This is a genomic window from Bradyrhizobium sp. SZCCT0148, from assembly GCF_018129985.1.
Classification (GTDB): domain Bacteria; phylum Pseudomonadota; class Alphaproteobacteria; order Rhizobiales; family Xanthobacteraceae; genus Bradyrhizobium; species Bradyrhizobium japonicum_H.
Window position 1 is genome coordinate 1439665 of record NZ_JAFCKT010000001.1, and the last position, 16357, is coordinate 1456021.

The 16357-nt window shown below is 65.9% G+C and carries 16 protein-coding genes; 11 read left to right on the forward strand and 5 right to left on the reverse strand.

Features of this window, described 5'->3' with window-relative positions:
- Nucleotides 1-21: 21 nt before the first annotated feature.
- The 6 genes from JQ580_RS06975 (at nucleotide 22) to JQ580_RS07000 (ending at nucleotide 5197) form a co-directional block, all read left to right on the forward strand.
- Nucleotides 22-957, forward strand: a complete 936-nt coding sequence (locus tag JQ580_RS06975) for a SurA N-terminal domain-containing protein (protein ID WP_212278916.1) — start codon at nucleotides 22-24, stop codon at nucleotides 955-957.
- Entirely contained in the window at nucleotides 957-1976 is a 1020-nt protein-coding gene (gene pdxA, locus JQ580_RS06980; protein WP_212278917.1) for a 4-hydroxythreonine-4-phosphate dehydrogenase PdxA, read from the forward strand. Before JQ580_RS06975 ends, pdxA begins: the two co-directional genes overlap by 1 nt.
- A complete protein-coding gene (gene rsmA, locus JQ580_RS06985; RefSeq protein ID WP_212278918.1) occupies nucleotides 1976-2833 on the forward strand; it encodes a 16S rRNA (adenine(1518)-N(6)/adenine(1519)-N(6))-dimethyltransferase RsmA in 858 nt (285 codons plus the stop codon). The genes pdxA and rsmA overlap by 1 nt, the downstream gene beginning before the upstream one ends.
- Before the next feature lie 116 nt (nucleotides 2834-2949).
- Nucleotides 2950-4008 carry an alcohol dehydrogenase gene (locus JQ580_RS06990; protein WP_212278919.1) on the forward strand — a complete coding sequence of 353 codons (1059 nt, stop codon included), beginning with the start codon at nucleotides 2950-2952 and terminating at the stop codon, nucleotides 4006-4008.
- 73 nt (nucleotides 4009-4081) lie between these two features.
- On the forward strand, nucleotides 4082-4318 hold the full coding sequence (locus JQ580_RS06995; RefSeq protein WP_212278920.1) for a hypothetical protein: 237 nt from the start codon (nucleotides 4082-4084) through the stop codon (nucleotides 4316-4318).
- 162 nt (nucleotides 4319-4480) lie between these two features.
- Nucleotides 4481-5197 (forward strand): Crp/Fnr family transcriptional regulator, encoded by a 717-nt coding sequence (locus JQ580_RS07000; protein WP_212278921.1) that lies wholly within the window; start codon nucleotides 4481-4483, stop codon nucleotides 5195-5197.
- 12 nt (nucleotides 5198-5209) lie between these two features.
- On the opposite strand, the gene JQ580_RS07005 is transcribed toward JQ580_RS07000, so the two are convergent.
- The gene (locus tag JQ580_RS07005; RefSeq protein WP_212278922.1) at nucleotides 5210-5947 is read right to left on the reverse strand and encodes a Crp/Fnr family transcriptional regulator; all 738 of its coding nucleotides are present in this window, start codon (nucleotides 5945-5947) and stop codon (nucleotides 5210-5212) included.
- 152 nt (nucleotides 5948-6099) lie between these two features.
- On the opposite strand from JQ580_RS07005, the gene JQ580_RS07010 reads away from it, so the two are divergent.
- On the forward strand, nucleotides 6100-6333 hold the full coding sequence (locus tag JQ580_RS07010; RefSeq protein ID WP_212278923.1) for a hypothetical protein: 234 nt from the start codon (nucleotides 6100-6102) through the stop codon (nucleotides 6331-6333).
- Nucleotides 6334-6350: 17 nt separating this feature from the next.
- On the forward strand, nucleotides 6351-7052 hold the full coding sequence (locus JQ580_RS07015; protein WP_212278924.1) for a Crp/Fnr family transcriptional regulator: 702 nt from the start codon (nucleotides 6351-6353) through the stop codon (nucleotides 7050-7052).
- Between the two features lie 97 nt (nucleotides 7053-7149).
- On the opposite strand, the gene JQ580_RS07020 is transcribed toward JQ580_RS07015, so the two are convergent.
- Entirely contained in the window at nucleotides 7150-8763 is a 1614-nt protein-coding gene (locus JQ580_RS07020; RefSeq protein WP_249133951.1) for a hypothetical protein, read from the reverse strand.
- A gap of 406 nt (nucleotides 8764-9169) precedes the next feature.
- Nucleotides 9170-10450, reverse strand: coding sequence for an amidohydrolase family protein (locus JQ580_RS07025; protein WP_212278925.1), 1281 nt, complete (start codon nucleotides 10448-10450; stop codon nucleotides 9170-9172).
- Nucleotides 10451-11622: 1172 nt separating this feature from the next.
- On the opposite strand from JQ580_RS07025, the gene JQ580_RS07030 reads away from it, so the two are divergent.
- The 3 genes from JQ580_RS07030 (at nucleotide 11623) to JQ580_RS07040 (ending at nucleotide 14836) form a co-directional block, all read left to right on the forward strand.
- On the forward strand, nucleotides 11623-12963 hold the full coding sequence (locus tag JQ580_RS07030; RefSeq protein WP_212278926.1) for a caspase family protein: 1341 nt from the start codon (nucleotides 11623-11625) through the stop codon (nucleotides 12961-12963).
- Nucleotides 12964-12992: 29 nt separating this feature from the next.
- Nucleotides 12993-13496, forward strand: a complete 504-nt coding sequence (locus tag JQ580_RS07035; protein WP_212278927.1) for a hypothetical protein — start codon at nucleotides 12993-12995, stop codon at nucleotides 13494-13496.
- Between the two features lie 149 nt (nucleotides 13497-13645).
- On the forward strand, nucleotides 13646-14836 hold the full coding sequence (locus JQ580_RS07040) for a hypothetical protein (protein ID WP_212278928.1): 1191 nt from the start codon (nucleotides 13646-13648) through the stop codon (nucleotides 14834-14836).
- On the opposite strand, the gene gmk is transcribed toward JQ580_RS07040, so the two are convergent.
- Together gmk and JQ580_RS07050 are read right to left on the reverse strand one after the other, a co-directional pair.
- Nucleotides 14769-15431, reverse strand: a complete 663-nt coding sequence (gmk, locus tag JQ580_RS07045) for a guanylate kinase (RefSeq protein ID WP_212278929.1) — start codon at nucleotides 15429-15431, stop codon at nucleotides 14769-14771. The genes JQ580_RS07040 and gmk overlap by 68 nt on opposite strands.
- Before the next feature lie 3 nt (nucleotides 15432-15434).
- A complete protein-coding gene (locus JQ580_RS07050) occupies nucleotides 15435-16322 on the reverse strand; it encodes a YicC/YloC family endoribonuclease (protein ID WP_212278930.1) in 888 nt (295 codons plus the stop codon).
- Nucleotides 16323-16357 lie beyond the last annotated feature (35 nt).

The window sequence follows — 16357 nt, forward strand, 5'->3', positions numbered from 1 at the left end:
GCTGACATGCGAGCGACAATCATGACGACCCCATTGCCTATCTTCCGCCTCCTCCTCGCCATCGCTGCCGGACTGATCCTGACCGGCCTGCCCTCGCCGTCGCGCGCGCAGAACATCGTCGTGATGGTCAACGGCGACCCGATCACCGATTTCGACATCGACCAGCGCTCCAAGCTCGACCAGCTGACGACGCAGAAGACCCCGTCCCGTCAGGAGGTCATCAACGAGCTGATCGACGACAAGGTGAAGATGAAGGAGGGCAAGAAGTACGGCGTCGATCCTGGTATCTCCGATATCAACCAGTCCTACGACGGCATGGCGCAGCGCATGCGCATCACGCCGGACCAGCTCACCAAGTCGCTCGAAACCAAGGGTGTCCGCCCCGAAACGCTGAAGGGCCGCATGAAGGCCGAGATGGTCTGGACCAGCCTGGTGCGCGGCCGCTTCAAGGAGAAGCTGCTCGTCGGCGAGCGCGACGTCGCGCAGGCCGTGCAGGCCCAGACCGGCGACAAGCTCCAGATCGAGGGCACCGAATACAAGATGCAGCCGATCGTGCTGATCGTGCCGCGCGGCTCGTCCGCGGGGTTCCTGGAGACGCGCAAGAAGGAAGCCGAGAACTATCGTGCCCGCGTCGGAAGCTGCGAGGAAGCCAACTCGCTGTTCCGTTCGACGCCGAACGCCACCATCCGCGACAGCGTCACCAAGACCACCGCGGAGTTGCCGGAGGCGCTGCGCAAGGTGCTCGACGACACGCCGATCGGCCATTTGACCGCGCCCGAGACGACAAAGAACGGCATCGAGATGGTGGTGCTGTGCTCGCGCAAGCCGACCATGATCGACACGCCGAAAAAGCGCGAGGTCCGCGAGAAGATGTATCAGGAGAAGTACGAGAAGACCCAGAAGGCCTATCTCGACGAGCTCCGCAAGGCGGCGATGATCGAATATCGCAATCGCTGATGGCCAACCGTGCAGCCAATCCGCTTCCCCTTGCCCTGACCCTGGGAGAGCCCGCCGGCATCGGCCCCGACATCACGATCGCAGCCTGGCTCCGGCGCCGCGAACTGAACCTGCCGGCCTTCTATCTGCTGGGCGACGAGGCACTGATCGCGCGGCGCGCCAAGGCGCTGGGCGCCGATATCAGGACCGTGGCGGTGAGCCCCGGTGAAGCCGCTTCCGCCTTCTCCGATGCCCTCCCCGTGGTCGCCGCCGGCGAGCCCGCGACCGCCGAGCCCGGCAAGCCCGACGCATCGAGCGCGCCGGCCGCGCTCGCCTCGATCCGGCAGGCGGTCATGGACGTGCGCGAAGGCCGCGCCGGCGCCCTCGTCACCAACCCGATCGCCAAGAGCGTGCTCTATCGCGCCGGCTTCCGCCATCCCGGCCACACCGAATTCCTCGCCGAGCTCGCCGCGGACGACGGCCGCGTGCCGCAGCCGGTGATGATGCTGTGGTCGCCGCGGCTCGCTGTGGTGCCCGTGACCATCCACGTCTCGATCCGCGATGCGCTGGCAGAGCTCACCAGCGCGCTGATCGTCTCGACCGTGCGCATCGTCGCAGCCGAGCTGACATCGCGCTTCGGCATCGCGCAGCCCCGCATCGCGGTGTCCGGCCTCAATCCGCATGCCGGCGAGGACGGCTCGCTCGGTCACGAGGAGCAGACCATCATCGCTCCCGCACTCAAGACCTTGCGCAGCGAGGGCATCGAGACCCGTGGCCCGCTGCCCGCCGACACCATGTTCCACGAGGCCGCGCGCAGCACCTATGACTGCGCAATCTGCATGTATCACGACCAGGCGCTGATCCCGATCAAGACCGTCGCCTTCGATGACGCCGTCAACGTCACTCTCGGCCTGCCCTTCATCCGCACCTCGCCCGATCACGGCACCGCCTTCGACATCGCCGGCACCGGCAAGGCCAATCCGGCCAGCCTGATCGCGGCCTTGAGGCTGGCCAGCCGCATGGCGGCTTCGCAAAGCTGATGAGCGCGATCGACGACCTCCCGCCGCTCCGCGAGGTCATTCGCCAGCACGCGTTGTCGGCGCGCAAATCGCTCGGCCAGAACTTTCTGCTCGACCTCAATCTCACCGCCCGCATCGCGCGCGCCGCCGCGCCCCTCGACGAGGCGACGATCGTCGAGATCGGCCCGGGCCCGGGCGGGCTGACACGTGCGCTGCTCGCGCTCGGTGCCCGGCGCGTCATCGCCATCGAGCATGACGAGCGCGCGATCCCGGCCCTGCAGGATATTTCCGCGCGCTACCCTGGCAGGCTCGAAATCGTAAATGGCGATGCCATGACCTTCGATCCCCGCCCGCTGCTCGCAGGCGAACGCGCCAAGATCGTCGCCAATCTGCCCTACAACATCGCGACCCCGCTCCTGATCGGCTGGCTCACCACCGAGCCATGGCCGCCCTGGTACGACATGATGGTGTTGATGTTTCAGCGCGAGGTCGGCGAGCGCATCGTCGCGCAGGCCGACGAGGAGGCCTATGGCCGGCTCGGCGTGCTCGCCAATTGGCGCTGCGAGACCAAAATCCTGTTCGACATCGCACCGTCCGCCTTCGTGCCGCCGCCGAAAGTCACGTCTTCCGTCGTGCGCCTGGTGCCGCGCGCCGAGCCGCTTGCCTGCGATCGCAAGCTGCTCGAGCAGGTCGCAGCCGCCGCCTTCGGCCAGCGCCGCAAGATGCTGCGCCAGAGCCTGAAGTCATTGGGCGTCGATCCGGCGCGGCTGGCGCACGCGGCCGGCGTCGATGCGACGCGGCGGGCCGAGACCATTCCCATCTCAGGCTTTGTTGCCATGGCCCGTGAATTGGCCAATATACGAACCGAAGAAGCATGATCCGGACCCGAAGGGCCGCGCCAGCGCAAAGTGTGAAGCGGTTTTCCGAAGCAGATCATGCTCGAACAATCGGCTAAAGCGCCTGGCGCTTCAGCGATAATTTCGGAGGAAGAAATATGGCGCTGATGCGCAGGCAGTCCCTGGTCAAGTTCGATGCGCCCTTGTGCGAGACCATCGTCGATACGCCCAAGCCGAAAGGCGCTGAGGTGCTGGTGCGCATCGAGCGCTGCGGCCTCTGCCATTCCGACCTGCACATCCAGGACGGCTACGCCGATCTCGGCGGCGGCAAGAAGCTCGACACAACGCGCGGCATGACGCTGCCCTTCACGCTCGGCCACGAGATCGCCGGCGTCGTCGACGAAGTCGGCCCGGACGTCGCGGCCGGCCTGGTCGGCACCAAGAAGGCCGTCTTCCCGTGGATCGGCTGCGGCCAGTGCCGCGACTGCGCCAACGGCGACGAGAATCTCTGCGTCAAGCAGCGCTTCCTCGGCGTCTCCATCGACGGCGGCTTCGCCACCCATGTGCTGGTGCCCGACGCGAAATACCTGCTCGACTACGATCCGCTGCCCGTCAACCAGGCCGCGACCCTGATGTGCTCGGGCGTCACGGCCTACGGCGCCCTCAAGCGCCTGGTCGATCGTCCCCGCCAGCGCAACCTCCTGCTGATCGGCCTCGGCGGCGTCGGCATGATGGGCCTGTCGTTCGCGCAGGCGATGTTCAAGCAGCCGATCACGGTCGCCGACCTCTCGCCGGCCGCCCGCGACACCGCGCTGAACAACGGCGCCGCGGTCGCCTACGACCCGTCCGAACCCGACGTGATCAAGCGCATCCTGAGGGAGACCGAAGGTGGCTTCGACGAGATCGTCGATTTCGCGGGCAACGAGAAGTCGATGGCCTTTGCTGTCGCGGTCGCCGCGCGCGGCGGCAAGATCGTGGTGTCGGGCCTGATGGGCGGCCAGTTCACGCTGCCGATGGTGCAATGGGTCTACAAGCGCATGACCATCGAAGGCTTCATGGTCGGCACGCTCGCCGAGGCCAAGGAGCTGATGGCCTTGGCGCGCGCCGGCAAGATCAAGCCGACGCCGATGCGCGAGGAGCCGATGGGCGACGTCCAGAAATGGATCGACGAACTGCGGGCCGGCAAGGTCGTCGGCCGCATCGTGCTGAAGAACTGACGATCGCCGCGGCGGGCCCGACGCAAGTTGGACCCGCCGCGGAACGCCTGCGGCCTCGCCGCGTTGGCTGCGCATGACCATTCGATGCACCGTCGAAAGCGCATTCTTCATTGCCTGGAGCTGCCTCGAGCAGAGCGGCGAGCTCGGCCCGCCCGACGAGAGCGCCAACGTCCTTCTCGACTCCATCGAAGCCCAGCTCAAGACCGGCGAACGCCGACAGCTGATGCTGGCCAACAAGGCGATCGACGCCTACCGCGCGCATGCGGCGCTGCACCGCTCCTCCTGGAATCGCCAAGCCCGCTTCGGGTGATGACGCTCACCGCCCTCGGGCGCCGACCAAGCCCCGCAAGGCCCGCGAGCCAACTTCTCGACCGGCGATGCGCCCTTGTGTGCACTTTGGAACCGTCGGTTCCGCCACGGAAACGTAGGCTTTTGGCCGGCGCCGATTCCCGGCCAGCCAAGAGAAGAAACTGTGACCGGTCGGCCCCCGAACGAACTGCTGCGGCAGCTTACCTCCCAGGATTTCGAACTCCTCGCGCCTCACCTCCAGCCGGTCGAATTCGCGGCGAGCCACGTCCCGCATCACGCCGGCGACGAGGTTGCGGCGGTGCATTTTCCCTGCGGTCCCGCCCTGGTATCGTTCGCGGTGCCGGTCGAGGACGACCGCGAGGTCGAAAGCCTGCTGGTGGGCCGTGAGGGTGCGGTGGGCATTGCCGCAGGCCGCAACGCCTCGCTCGCTTATTCGCGCATCGTCGTGAAGCTGGGCGGCACACTGGTTCGGTTGCCGCTGCGTGCACTCGAGCAGGCGCAGCAGAGATCGGCGACGCTCCAGGAGGTGTTCTCCCGCTATGCCGATTGCCAATTCGCGCAGCTGCTGCAGACGGCGGCCTGCAACGCCGCACATTCGATCGAGCAGCGCGCCGCCAAGTGGATCATCTCCGCCAAAGCGAGCATCGGCGGGACCGAAATCCCTCTCACCCACGAGCAGCTTGCCGGCATGCTCGGCGTCTCCCGCAGCTATGCCAGCCGCGTCATCCAGATGTTCAAGGCCAGGCGCATCCTCGCGACCCGGCGCGGCGCCATCCTGATCCTCGACGGCGCCGCGCTCGAAGCCAGAGCCTGCTGCTGCAACGACTGGGTGAGGAAGCATTTCGACGAGGTGCTGGGCGGAGCGGCAGCCGAGGGCTAGCATCCTAGAGCCTCAGGCCTGGGGCGGCGACTGGCGCTTCAGGTGCAGATAGGCCGGGTTGAAATCGCCGAGCCGCTGCAGCTCGCGCCATTTCAGGACGATGAGCTCCCCGTCGCGCAGATCCATCGTGCCGCTCCGCCTGAGTTCGGCGAGCGTCCTGTTCACGGTCGCGATCGCCATGCCCAGCGTCTCGCCGAGTTGCGCCAGGCTGATCGGCACGTGGAAGCGGTTGCCGCGGACGAGCTGCGCGGCACGGGCGCGGTAGAACAGCTCGCAGAACAAATGCGCCATACGCGCCTGCATCGGCCGGGCGCTGTTGTTGGTGATGGCCTCGCGAAAGATCGAGGAATCGAGCAGCGTCTCGCGCCAGACCGAGAGCGCGAAAGTTGGCCGGCGCCGGAAGGCCGTGAACAATTCCCGATGCGGGATGAAGGCGACCGACGCGGGCCCGAGCGCAGAGAGCCCATGATCCATCTGGTCGATGAACAGGCCCTGGGAGTCCGGCAGGTCACCGGAGAGATGGAACGAGAGATATTGGCGCCCCCCGCTGCCGAGCAGATGGTAACGCGCGACCATGCCCGATACGACCAGCGCCGAATGTTCGGGCTCGTCGCCCTGGCGGATGAAATCCTCGTTCGGCGGGATATCACGCACCGTGAAGGTCAACGCCCGGATCTCGTCGAGATCCGCCTCGGCAAGCGCGGTGTGCTCGCTCAGGTTCCCGATCAGCACGTCGTGGGCTTTTTCCATGACACTCCCAAAAATCGCATCGGACCTATCAAATGATACGACTGGCCCTGGCTCAGCGGACTAGAACGCAAGACGACCGCTGAAGTTGCTAATTGTTGGCGCCTCACCGGTCGCACCCTCGTCTCGATTACTAACCGAGCCGGTCCTGTCTCATGAGCCCTGCAACGATCCTGGAGCGCATCCGCGGTCTGTTCGCATCCGACACCAGCGAGCACCTCGACCGCATTGGCGACGCCTTCGAAAACGACAGGCAGCAAGAGCCGGCGCATCCGATGTCGGATGAGGACCTCGCCCGCGCCATCCGCACGTTCCAAGGCGCTGAGGTCTCCGACCCTACCGTTGCCAAGCTCTCGCGGCGCTTCATCGAAGCGCCGGAAGACGGCTGAAGCATACTGCGAGCCCGATGCCGCATCCGAAGTTCATCACACGTCTCCAGGCCATCGAGGGCCTGTCCGAGGACGAACGCCACCAGATCGCGGGACTGCCGTCCACGCTGCGCCAGGTCGCGGACGGCGAAATCGTGCTGCGCCAGGGCGAGGCCGCTTCGCGCAGCGTCTTCGTGGTCAGCGGCTTCCTCTACCAGGCCCGCATCGTCGTCGACCGCAGCCAGATCCTCGCGTTCCACGTCCCCGGCGACATGCCCTGCCTGCACACGCTGCTGGTCTCGCCGATGGATGCGGACCTCGTCGGCCTCGGCCCGACCATTGTCGGCTACGTCGGGCACGGCCAGCTCCGCCAGCTGCTCGATGGTTCGATCCATCTGACCCGCGCGTTCTGGCGCGAGACGCTGATCGACGCAGCGATCTCGCGGCAGTGGATCGCCCGCCTTGGTGCGCAAACGGCCCTGCCGAAGGTCGCGCATCTGATCTGCGAGCTTGCAGCGCGGCTGGAGATCGTCGGCCTTCTCAAGGATTCCTGCTTCCAGATGCCGATGACGCAGCGTCATGTCGCCGATGCCTGCGGCCTGTCGATCGTGCACGTCAACCGCACCATCCAGGAACTGCGGCATCGCCGATTGATCGCATGGGAGGGCAACGAGATCGAGTTGCTGCAGCCTGACGAGTTGCGCCAGCTCGCCGATTTCACCCCCGACTATCTGACCTGAGCGCAGAGGATGATGGAACTGCGCGACGCCCGTCGCGCGGCCGCGCCGTCCGCCATGTATGCGCAGCGGGCCACCGCGGCCTCGGACAGGAGCCGGCTTACGGCGTGATGATATCCAGCCTGTCCCGGGACGGCAGCGTTGCCTTGAAGGCCCGAAGAGCTGCATCGACCACCGCCGCATCGGCGAGCGGCGTCCGGTAGAAATCGACATTCTGCCGCGACAAGGTCACGCTTCTCGTCTGAAGCACCGCCACCTTCGTCCAGCTCGGCGGCACGCCCTTCTCGAACCAGCCCTCGTAAATCATGATAAGACCGACGTCGTGATCGTGGGCAAGGGCCGCCATCTCGGCCGGCCCATATTCGTCCGCCATTCTCGCCTTGCGCACCTGCTCCGAACCCAGGCCCCAGAGATCGAGCGTGTAGTTGGCATTGCGATAGGCAACCAGGCCGAGATCGTTGACCCCTACCGAATGCCTGTAGAACGAATGTGCGAAACGAGCCATCTGGTACTGCTGCTCGTAGATATCGCTTGCGCCCAACGGCGTGACCACTGCCGCCGTCATGTAGGGGATCGCGGCGGTGCCGAGCCCAAAGACCACGCCGATCTTCACACGCGACCATTGCAGCGTCGAGAGCCGCGGCTTGAGCTGTGCGACGCCCCACAGCAACGCGGCCGCCGCGAGAGCCATGATGTAGACCTCGTACCGATTGAACCAACCGTATTGCCCGCACGCCAGATGGGCTCCGACGGCAACCATGACGCTCAGCAGGACGATCAAAGCCTTGCGATCGGCGCGCAGCAGATTGGCGCACCAGGCAACGGCGAGACCGAGTGCGATGAGCCGCAATCCATACGACGTCGTCACGCTGCGCAGCATGTTTCTGACGATGGCAGGCAACTCGCCTGCGGGCTGATCAAGGGTCGTCAGATAGCCTTTCAACAGCACCGAGCTCGGCAGCAGCGGCAGGCCACGCGACGCCATGAGAACGGCATAGCCCGACAGGGCAACGACAATGACAAGGGCAGCGCCGGCCGCGAAGCGGCGCTGGCCCAGCAGCGCGAACGCCACGATTGCGGCACCGGCGAATGCGATCCCCTCGAAGCGGATGAGCGGAAGCAGCACCAGCGCAAGGAAATGAACTGATGTCGGCGCGAACCCACGCGCCGCCGCCACGAGACCCGCAAAGGTCACGATCGACGCCCAGACGTGGGCACTGTGCTCCATGCCGGTCATGGGCAGCGCGACTGCGCTGGTGCAGAAGATGACGAGCAGCGCAATCACACGGGCGAACAAAAGCTCGCCTAAGCCATCGAACAGGCCACTCGCCTCCAGGAGGCGTAGGATCGCCAGGACCGAAGCACCCGCGGCGGCGACGTTGATCAACAACGGACCAAATGCACCGAGATGAAGCGCTTCAGTCAGAGCCAGGAAATATGGCCAGATGATCGACGAGCTGGGTGATGAATATTCACCGGCATTGACCCCATATCCGCCGGACAGGATCTGATCGGCGACCGCAAGATGGATGTACGCGTCGTCCAGGGTGAAGAAGAGCCTGAAGTCACACAGCGCCAGGACCGCGATGATCTCCATCGCAAGCAATCCCAGCCAGGCGAGCATGGCCACCGTCGAAGGTTCTATCCGGGCAATGACACCCGCCGACGCCCTGCCTGTCTTGTCGGGGCGATCGTATTGATCAACGACAGCCATCGCACTCCCACGTCAGTCCCTGGCAATGCGGCTGTCTGCGCGCTCACCAGAGATCGAGAAGCCAACGACCTCGTTCTGCCGATCTCGACAATTGCAGATCAAGCCATCGATAGCTGTCAGCATCCGGTTTCACGCTGCTTCACGATTGACGCCCTGCCCGGGTCCACTCCTCGCAGCTTGCGGTTTACCGTAGGCTCCCTAACAATCGATGACTGCAAGGCTTCGATTGGGAAGGCTTGGAATCGGGAAGGCTGGATATCCGGGGCCCCCTTGATTGCCCACCGATGCCCGGTCTTTCGCTGACAACGTATCCGCCGGCCGCCGGCGTCCGGACGGCCGCAGAAGTAGAGGAGTGGAACCAAGCGAAAGCGGGCCTCAACAACGGCTGAGACCCGCCCGCGGATCTCTACCTGACCGCGAACGGCGCCTGATAAGGCCGGCCGAACGGCACGCCGTTGATGACGGTCTGGATCGGCTTGAGCTGCGCCTTGCCGTCTCTCTTGTTGTTGCGGGTGTCGACGAAGCTGACCGGCCCTTCCACCAGCTCCATGATGGCGACGTCGCCGGGCGCACCGACTTGCAGCGTGCCGATCTTCGGCGCGCGGTTAATGATCTTCGCCGGCGCCGTGGTGGCCATCGCAACCACCTGTTCCAGCGTGAAGCCCAGCGTCATGAACTTACTCATCACGTTGGGCAGGAACGGAATGCCGGGCGAATTGCCGGAGAAGACGTGGATGTCGGAGGAGATGGTGTCCGGCGTGCATCCCCCGGGGATCGCGACTTCCGCCACTGTGAAATCGAAGCTGCCGCCGCCATGACCGACGTCGAAGATGACGCCGCGCTGCTTGGCCGCCAGGGCTGCAGGCAGCAGCTTGCCCTCCTGCACGATGTTGGTGAAGACGTTGGACATGTTCGGCGCGCCCGAATAGGCGTGTGTCAGCACGTCGCCCGGGCGCAGCAAATCGAGGATCTGCGACATCAGCTCCTTGGACTCGACTCCGCCGATATGCACCATCATCTTCGCCGGCCAGCCGCACATCTCGCAAGCCTGGATGCCGCGCTTCAGCGGCTCGAGCCCGTGCTTGTAGATCACGTTCTCCGACATCCGCACTTTGACGCCGAGCAGGAAATCGGCGTTCTCGGCGAGCGCCATCGCGCAGGCTTCAGTCTGTGCGACGTCGATATTGTACAGCTCGGCGGCCGGGAACGCCGACAGGCCGTTATTGGCGATATGGACGAAGGCGTACATCCGCGCCCGCGTCTGGGCCACGATGAAGCGGCGCAACGCCGCCAGATTGTTGACCCCGGCGTCGCCCGCGGAGACGACGGTCGTCGTGCCCTGGAATTGCACCAGTTCGTCGGCAGGAATCCCGATCGCCGAGCCGTAGGGATAGACGTGAGAATGCAGATCGATCAGACCAGGCATCACGAGCTTGCCCGACGCATCGATGCTCTTCAGCGCGCGCTCGGCCGGGATCGCCTCCTGCACCGTTTCGATCACGCCCCAGCGGATGCCGATGTCACGCTTGGCGCGCAGCGACTGGCTGGGGTCGAGCACCTCGCCGCCCCGGATCACCAGATCGTACTTGTCGTTCGGCCCCATTGCGGCTCGCGCGGGCGCGGCGAGGCCGACAAGCGCGGCGGACGTCGAAAGTGCCAGGAAATCGCGACGTGACAACACGGACATGATGGTCCCCCCTTGTGCTTCTTGTTTCTTGGCCAGGCAACGCTTCGACGCGCAGATGCGCCGCTGGCGCCAACGTCCGAGATCGGAATGAACGCGATTGGAATTGCAGCATCTTCGCGCGGACGTTTCAATCCTATGATTGCACGCGGCCACTGAGGAGCCGAGAAATTTTCCGGAATCGCATGAACCTTCCTGCATGAGCGCCGACCAAGCGGGCACGTCCGTTTGCACATTCGCGCCGATGGAGCGCTTGCCGCTATGCAGCATTGCAAACGTAACTTGACGGCGGCTCGGGAGGGGCGTCGGGCAAAACACCCGGTCAAGCCCTCGGCGCAAAAATATTCCTCTTTCCCGAATTTCGGATTTGTGGCAGAGAGGCGCCATCTTGGCCCTTCCAAAGGGGCGCTTCGCGATCGTCACGAGATGCGGGCCGGGGTGCGGTGGACGCGGTAGCGCCGGCGCGGCTCGGCATGATGACAGGGCGGGCAACCGTGAGTCATCAGGCGACGCGATACGACACGGCGCGGTCACAGCGGTCTCATTGAGACCTGAGGGCGAGCACACGCAAGCCTTCGGGGATTTCGGCGGGATCGTCCGCGGACGGAGAAGTCGTGTGGTCCTGGCGCCCGGGGTTCTGGCGTCAAGGCTTGCGGTGATGCGGCGGCCCGACCGGGCACGTGCATCAGCCATCCGCAAGGCGACGGGGGCAATAGTGCAACGCTCCCCGAGGAGAGCACGAAGGACACCGTTAAAACCAGCCGCGCAGGGAAGGCCGGGCGACCGGCAACACCTGTGGTCCAACCCGTGTGCATTTTTTGTTGTGCACGGACTTGCGGGTGCCGCCGGCGCCCGGCCTTCCCTGCGCTCTTTGGCCTTCAAAGAACGCAAACGACAGCAAGCCTCGGGCGAAACGCGCCGCGAGATTGCGATGGCGTGTCTGCTCGCCGCTCTGTCATGAATTTCCGCTCGCGTGCCCCGGACGCAGCGCAGCGCGCTTGGCGGTGCGCTGCAGAGCCGGCGCCCATGTCGCCGCGGACTCCCAGGCGCTGGGCTCCGCGCCGCAACGCCTACGCGTTGCGGCTTGTCTGGGACACGTGGCTACCACCGCTCGCGCCCACTTTTCGCTCGCGCGCCGGGCTGCTAGACTGGCGCCATTATTTTGGGGAATTTCGATGCGCGCGAGGATTTTCAATCGCGTTTTGGGGCTGGCAGCGCTGGCCTTGCTGGTCGTCACCATACACCCGGCATCGGCCGAAAGGCGCATCGCGCTGGTGGTCGGCAACTCCGCCTACAAGAACATCACGCCGCTGGACAATCCCTCCAAGGATGCGAGCCTGATGGCGGAGACGCTGGGCCTGCTCGGCTTTACGCTGGTGGGCGGCCGCGCCCAGCTCGATCTCGACAAGGGCGCAATGGACATCGCGGTGCAGAACTTCGGCCGCCAGGTCCAGGGCGCCGACGTTGCGCTGTTCTACTACGCCGGCCACGGCGTACAGGTCGCCGGCTCCAACTATCTCGTGCCTGTCGGCGCCAATCCGACGCGCGAGGCCGACGTCGATTTCCAGATGACCGACGTCAACCTGGTGCTGCGCCAGATGCAGGGTTCGGGCACGCGGCTCAACCTCGTGATCCTGGACGCCTGCCGCAACAACCCGTTCGGCTCACGCGGCTTGCGCGCCGCGGACGGTGGCTTGGCGCAGATGCGCGCGCCCGAAGGCACGCTGATCTCCTACGCGACGCAGCCCGGCAATGTCGCGCAGGACGGCAGCGACGGTCACAGCCCGTATACGAAGGCGCTGGCGACGACGATCCGGACCGCGGGTCTCGACGTGTTCCAGACCTTCAACCAGGTCGGCCTCGCCGTGAAGCGCGCCACCGCGGGCGCGCAGCAGCCCTGGGTGTCGTCCTCGCCGATCGACGGCACCTTCTATTTCGTGGCGCCAACCGAAACGGCCCCGCCGAAAATTGCGGCGATGCAGCCCGATCCCTTGCCGGCAGAGCGCCTGCGTGCCGATCCTGATCGTGTCCCCTTGCGCGATGCTGCCCTGCTCAGTGAGCTCAGCGAGCGGCTCTATGAACTCAATTTCGACCCTGATACGCCCGACGGCCTCACCCGCGCCGTCACCAAGCTGCAACAGCGGATCTCGATGACACCCACGGGTGAAGCCACCGAAGGCCTGCTGCTGCGCATGCGCAAGATGGAGGATCTCAAGCCCTGGGGCTCGATCGTCTACGGGCCCGACAGCAGCAAATGGGGCATCTCGTGGAATCACGCCTCGCGGCGCGCGGCGGTCGCGGATGCGCGCGGCAATTGCGCCGGCGCAAAATGCCCGATCGAGCTGTCCTTCTACGGGCGAAGCTGCGGCGCGTTTGCGATCTCCGACAAGTCCTGGTCGCTGGTCCAGCGCGAGGGCGTGCAGCGTGCCAAGGACGCCGCGCTTGACGAATGCGGCAAGGCTGGCAAAGCTTGCCGCATTATCGGATCCGTCTGCGCCGACGGCTCCGGCCGCTGATATCTTTTTTTCAATTTGGATGTTTGCTCATGCCTGTTGTCGTGATCCGCAGCACGATTGCGCTTGCCGTCCTCCTCACCGCAGCCATCGCCTCGTCACCCATCTTCGCCCAGTCCGGCAGCGCCGGCGGCTCGATCGGCAATGACGAGAAGTCGTTGTCCGGCTCGCGCCAGGATCGCTCGGCCGAGCCCGCCGCTCCCGCGCGCCGGAGCAAGCCGGCAGCCGACGACACGCGCTCGTCGTCACGGCGAAGCGGCGGCGGAGGTGGAGGTGGCGGTGGCTTCGACGGTGCATGGATCGTAACCAGCGTCGGCTGCGGAGGCTCGACCAGCGGCGCAGTCGTCGTCAGTTCGGGCAAGGTGATCGGTGAAGGCGTCAGCGGAACCGTCAGCTCCAGTGGCTCGGTCAGCACACGCGGCCAAGGCCAGGGCGTGACATTCACCGGTGCAGGCCGCCTCTCCGGCCGCAGCGGCTCCGGCACCTGGCGTCGCTCCGACGGCTGCGGCGGAACCTGGACGTCGGCCAAGCAATAAGCCGGCAACCGCTGAACCCGCGGCGGACCGGCTGCTCCGCGAGGCCCGATTCAAGCCACATCCTCTCCGGAATTGCGGCTCATTGCCACCCAAGTCTTTGATGACAAGGGCTGTTCAAGAGTTGCGTCATGCGTAACCGGGAGACCAGGATGGGCAACCGCACCGCAAAATTCGTATCCGCGCTGATCGGCAGCATCGTTGCCGGCGCGCCACTGGCTGCCGTATCGCAAAGCGCGCCAAGCGCACCAGCCACAGCCAATGCAGCCGCCGACTGCCTCGCCTCGCCGAAGGGCGCAGCGCCGCAGGGGCAGCACTGGCACTATCGTCTTGAGCGCTCGACCAAGCGGCAATGCTGGTATCTGCGCGCCGAGGGCGGCAAGGTCACCCAGAGCGCCCAGGCGACAACCGAAACGCCAACGCCGGATCCGGCGCCGTCAAAGCAGCAGACGGTGCAGGACGCACGAGCCGAATATCTGACGCCACGCAGTGGCGTCACCTCCAGGACGTCGAACGCCGTCGCGCAGGCCACAGCCTCGACGCCGGCGCAACAGACGCCGGACCAAGCCACCGACAGCAGCCCGCAGCAACCTGCCGTCGCCACGCCCTGGCCCGATGTCTCGACCTCAGTCGCACCGCCGACGCCGGAGCCTGCTCCCATCACGGCCGCCGTGTCGCCGAGCGCGAAGCCGGCAAAGCCTCCCGCCCCGATGGCCCTGGCCGCGGCAGACAGCACCACCGACAAACCGGTCGGCTCGTTGCAGATGCTGCTGCTCGTGATCGGCGGCGCGCTGGCGCTCGCCGGTCTGCTCGCCAGCGTTATCTATCGTCTTGCCCGCAGGCGCGTGCGCGTCCAGGTCGCCGAGCGCCGCGGCCATTGGGACGATTGGGGCACGCAGGATCAGGACGGAAGCCGCGCGCCTTGGCTCGGTGCGACACCGGACGCGCGACCGCGCCCGGTCGACTTCGATGAAGCGCGGCCGCAGCAGACCGCGCAACTCACCGCCTTCAGCAGGGAAATCGGCAGGATCGCGGCGCAATCCGCCGCCGTTCGCAGCGAGGCCGCCGAACTCGACGAGGCCGACATCTTCGACGGCGCCTTCGAGATCGAAGCCGCGCCTCGGCTAGCGGCACGGAAGGCCGACGCAGAAAAGCCGGTCGCTCGCGACCAAGACCGTCGCGACGAAGATGTGCAGATCGAGGATGCCGTCGACGTCGACGTGATCACCGCCATGCTGGAACGCCTGGCCACGCAAGGGCCGCAACTGCCGCAGCCTAGGCCTGAAGCTGCCCTTGCAAACCTCGCACGAAACCAACGAGGCCAGTCCGCCGCTCGCGCTTGAGGCGCTCGGCCTTCAGGATCGACTGCACCTCGGCAAAGGCCTCGTCGACGTCGTGGTTGATCACGATGTAGTCGTACTCGGCCCAGTGGCTCATCTCGTGGCTGGCGCGGCTCATGCGCTTGCGGATGACCTCGTCGGAGTCCTGCGCGCGTGAGTGCAGCCGTTTCTCCAGATCGGCCGCCGAGGGCGGCAGGATGAAGACACTGACGACGTCGGCGCGCGCCTTCTCGCGCAGCTGCTGCGTGCCCTGCCAGTCGATGTCGAACAGCACGTCCTGCCCGGCCGACAGCGCGGCTTCGACGGGGCCACGCGGCGTGCCGTAGCTGTTGTCGAACACGGTGGCCCATTCCAGCAGTTCGTCGCCCTTCACCATCGCCTCGAAGCGCGGCTTGTCGACGAACAGATAGTCCTTGCCGTCGACCTCACCCGGCCGCTTCGGCCGCGTGGTCGCCGAGACCGACATTTTCAGGCCGGACATCCGGTCCATCAAAAGACGCGACAGCGTCGTCTTGCCCGCGCCCGAGGGCGAGGACAGCACGAACATCAGGCCGCGCCGCTCGACACCGTCAGTTCCGTGACCGCCGCCGCTCGTCATCGATCACTCCAGATTCTGGACCTGCTCGCGGAACTGCTCGACCACGTTCTTCATGGCGAGCCCCGTGTTGGTCAGCTCGATGTCGTTCGACTTCGAGCAGCAGGTGTTGACCTCGCGGTGGAACTCCTGCGCCAGGAAGTCGAGTTTGCGGCCGATCGGGCCGCCCTTGCCGATCAGCTCGCGCGCCTGCGCGATATGGGAAGCGATGCGGTCGAGCTCCTCGCGGATGTCGGCCCGGGTCGCGATCAGGATCGCCTCCTGCATCAGGCGGTCGGAATCGAAACGGTCGGAGGTGTCGAGCAGGGTTGCGATCTGCTCGGCGAGCCTGGCCTTGATCGCCTCGGGCTTGCGACCGGGCGCGGCCTCGGCCTGCTTCGCCAGTTGCTCGACCTCGTCGACCCGCTGGGTCAGGATCTGCCCGAGCGAGGTGCCCTCGCGCTTGCGCATCTCGACGAGCTCGGCGAGCGCCTTGTCGAAGGCCTCGGCGGCAGCCGCTCGCGCAGCCTTGTCCTCCTCCTCGTCGCCCTCGGGCTCCGCGACCTCGATCACGCCCTTGATGGCGAGCAGGCCGTCGACGCTCGGCGCCACCGCGTCGACCTTGCCGGCGATGACCGCGGCGGCCTTCAGGACGGCATTGAGCACGTCCTCATTGACGCGAACGGCGGCAGCGGCGTTGGCGCGCTTGACGGTGAGATTGGCGTAGACGGTGCCGCGCGACAACAGCTCGCCGGCGCGCTTCTTGGCGTGTGCCTCGAGCTCGTCGAACCCCTGCGGCAGCCGCACCCGGAGATCAAAGCCCTTGGCATTGACCGACTTCAATTCCCATTCGAACGTGTACGGCCCGCTTGCGCCGTGGCTTCGGGCAAAGCCGGTCATGGACGACAGCGCCATCAGGTCAAATTCTCCAGAAACACGGGATTCGCGAG

What these genes read in the sequence shown, in the direction of transcription:
- JQ580_RS06975 (WP_212278916.1), top strand. Translation starts at nt 22, where the DNA reads ATGACGACCCCATTGCCTATCTTCCGCCTCCTCCTCGCCATCGCTGCC.
- rsmA (WP_212278918.1), top strand. Translation starts at nt 1,976, where the DNA reads ATGAGCGCGATCGACGACCTCCCGCCGCTCCGCGAGGTCATTCGCCAG.
- JQ580_RS06990 (WP_212278919.1), top strand. Translation starts at nt 2,950, where the DNA reads ATGGCGCTGATGCGCAGGCAGTCCCTGGTCAAGTTCGATGCGCCCTTG.
- JQ580_RS07050 (WP_212278930.1), bottom strand. Translation starts at nt 16,322, where the DNA reads ATGGCGCTGTCGTCCATGACCGGCTTTGCCCGAAGCCACGGCGCAAGC.
- JQ580_RS07015 (WP_212278924.1), top strand. Translation starts at nt 6,351, where the DNA reads ATGCCGCATCCGAAGTTCATCACACGTCTCCAGGCCATCGAGGGCCTG.
- JQ580_RS07030 (WP_212278926.1), top strand. Translation starts at nt 11,623, where the DNA reads ATGCGCGCGAGGATTTTCAATCGCGTTTTGGGGCTGGCAGCGCTGGCC.
- JQ580_RS07040 (WP_212278928.1), top strand. Translation starts at nt 13,646, where the DNA reads ATGGGCAACCGCACCGCAAAATTCGTATCCGCGCTGATCGGCAGCATC.
- gmk (WP_212278929.1), bottom strand. Translation starts at nt 15,431, where the DNA reads ATGACGAGCGGCGGCGGTCACGGAACTGACGGTGTCGAGCGGCGCGGC.
- JQ580_RS07025 (WP_212278925.1), bottom strand. Translation starts at nt 10,450, where the DNA reads ATGTCCGTGTTGTCACGTCGCGATTTCCTGGCACTTTCGACGTCCGCC.
- JQ580_RS07005 (WP_212278922.1), bottom strand. Translation starts at nt 5,947, where the DNA reads ATGGAAAAAGCCCACGACGTGCTGATCGGGAACCTGAGCGAGCACACC.
- JQ580_RS07035 (WP_212278927.1), top strand. Translation starts at nt 12,993, where the DNA reads ATGCCTGTTGTCGTGATCCGCAGCACGATTGCGCTTGCCGTCCTCCTC.
- pdxA (WP_212278917.1), top strand. Translation starts at nt 957, where the DNA reads ATGGCCAACCGTGCAGCCAATCCGCTTCCCCTTGCCCTGACCCTGGGA.
- JQ580_RS06995 (WP_212278920.1), top strand. Translation starts at nt 4,082, where the DNA reads ATGACCATTCGATGCACCGTCGAAAGCGCATTCTTCATTGCCTGGAGC.
- JQ580_RS07010 (WP_212278923.1), top strand. Translation starts at nt 6,100, where the DNA reads ATGAGCCCTGCAACGATCCTGGAGCGCATCCGCGGTCTGTTCGCATCC.
- JQ580_RS07020 (WP_249133951.1), bottom strand. Translation starts at nt 8,763, where the DNA reads ATGGCTGTCGTTGATCAATACGATCGCCCCGACAAGACAGGCAGGGCG.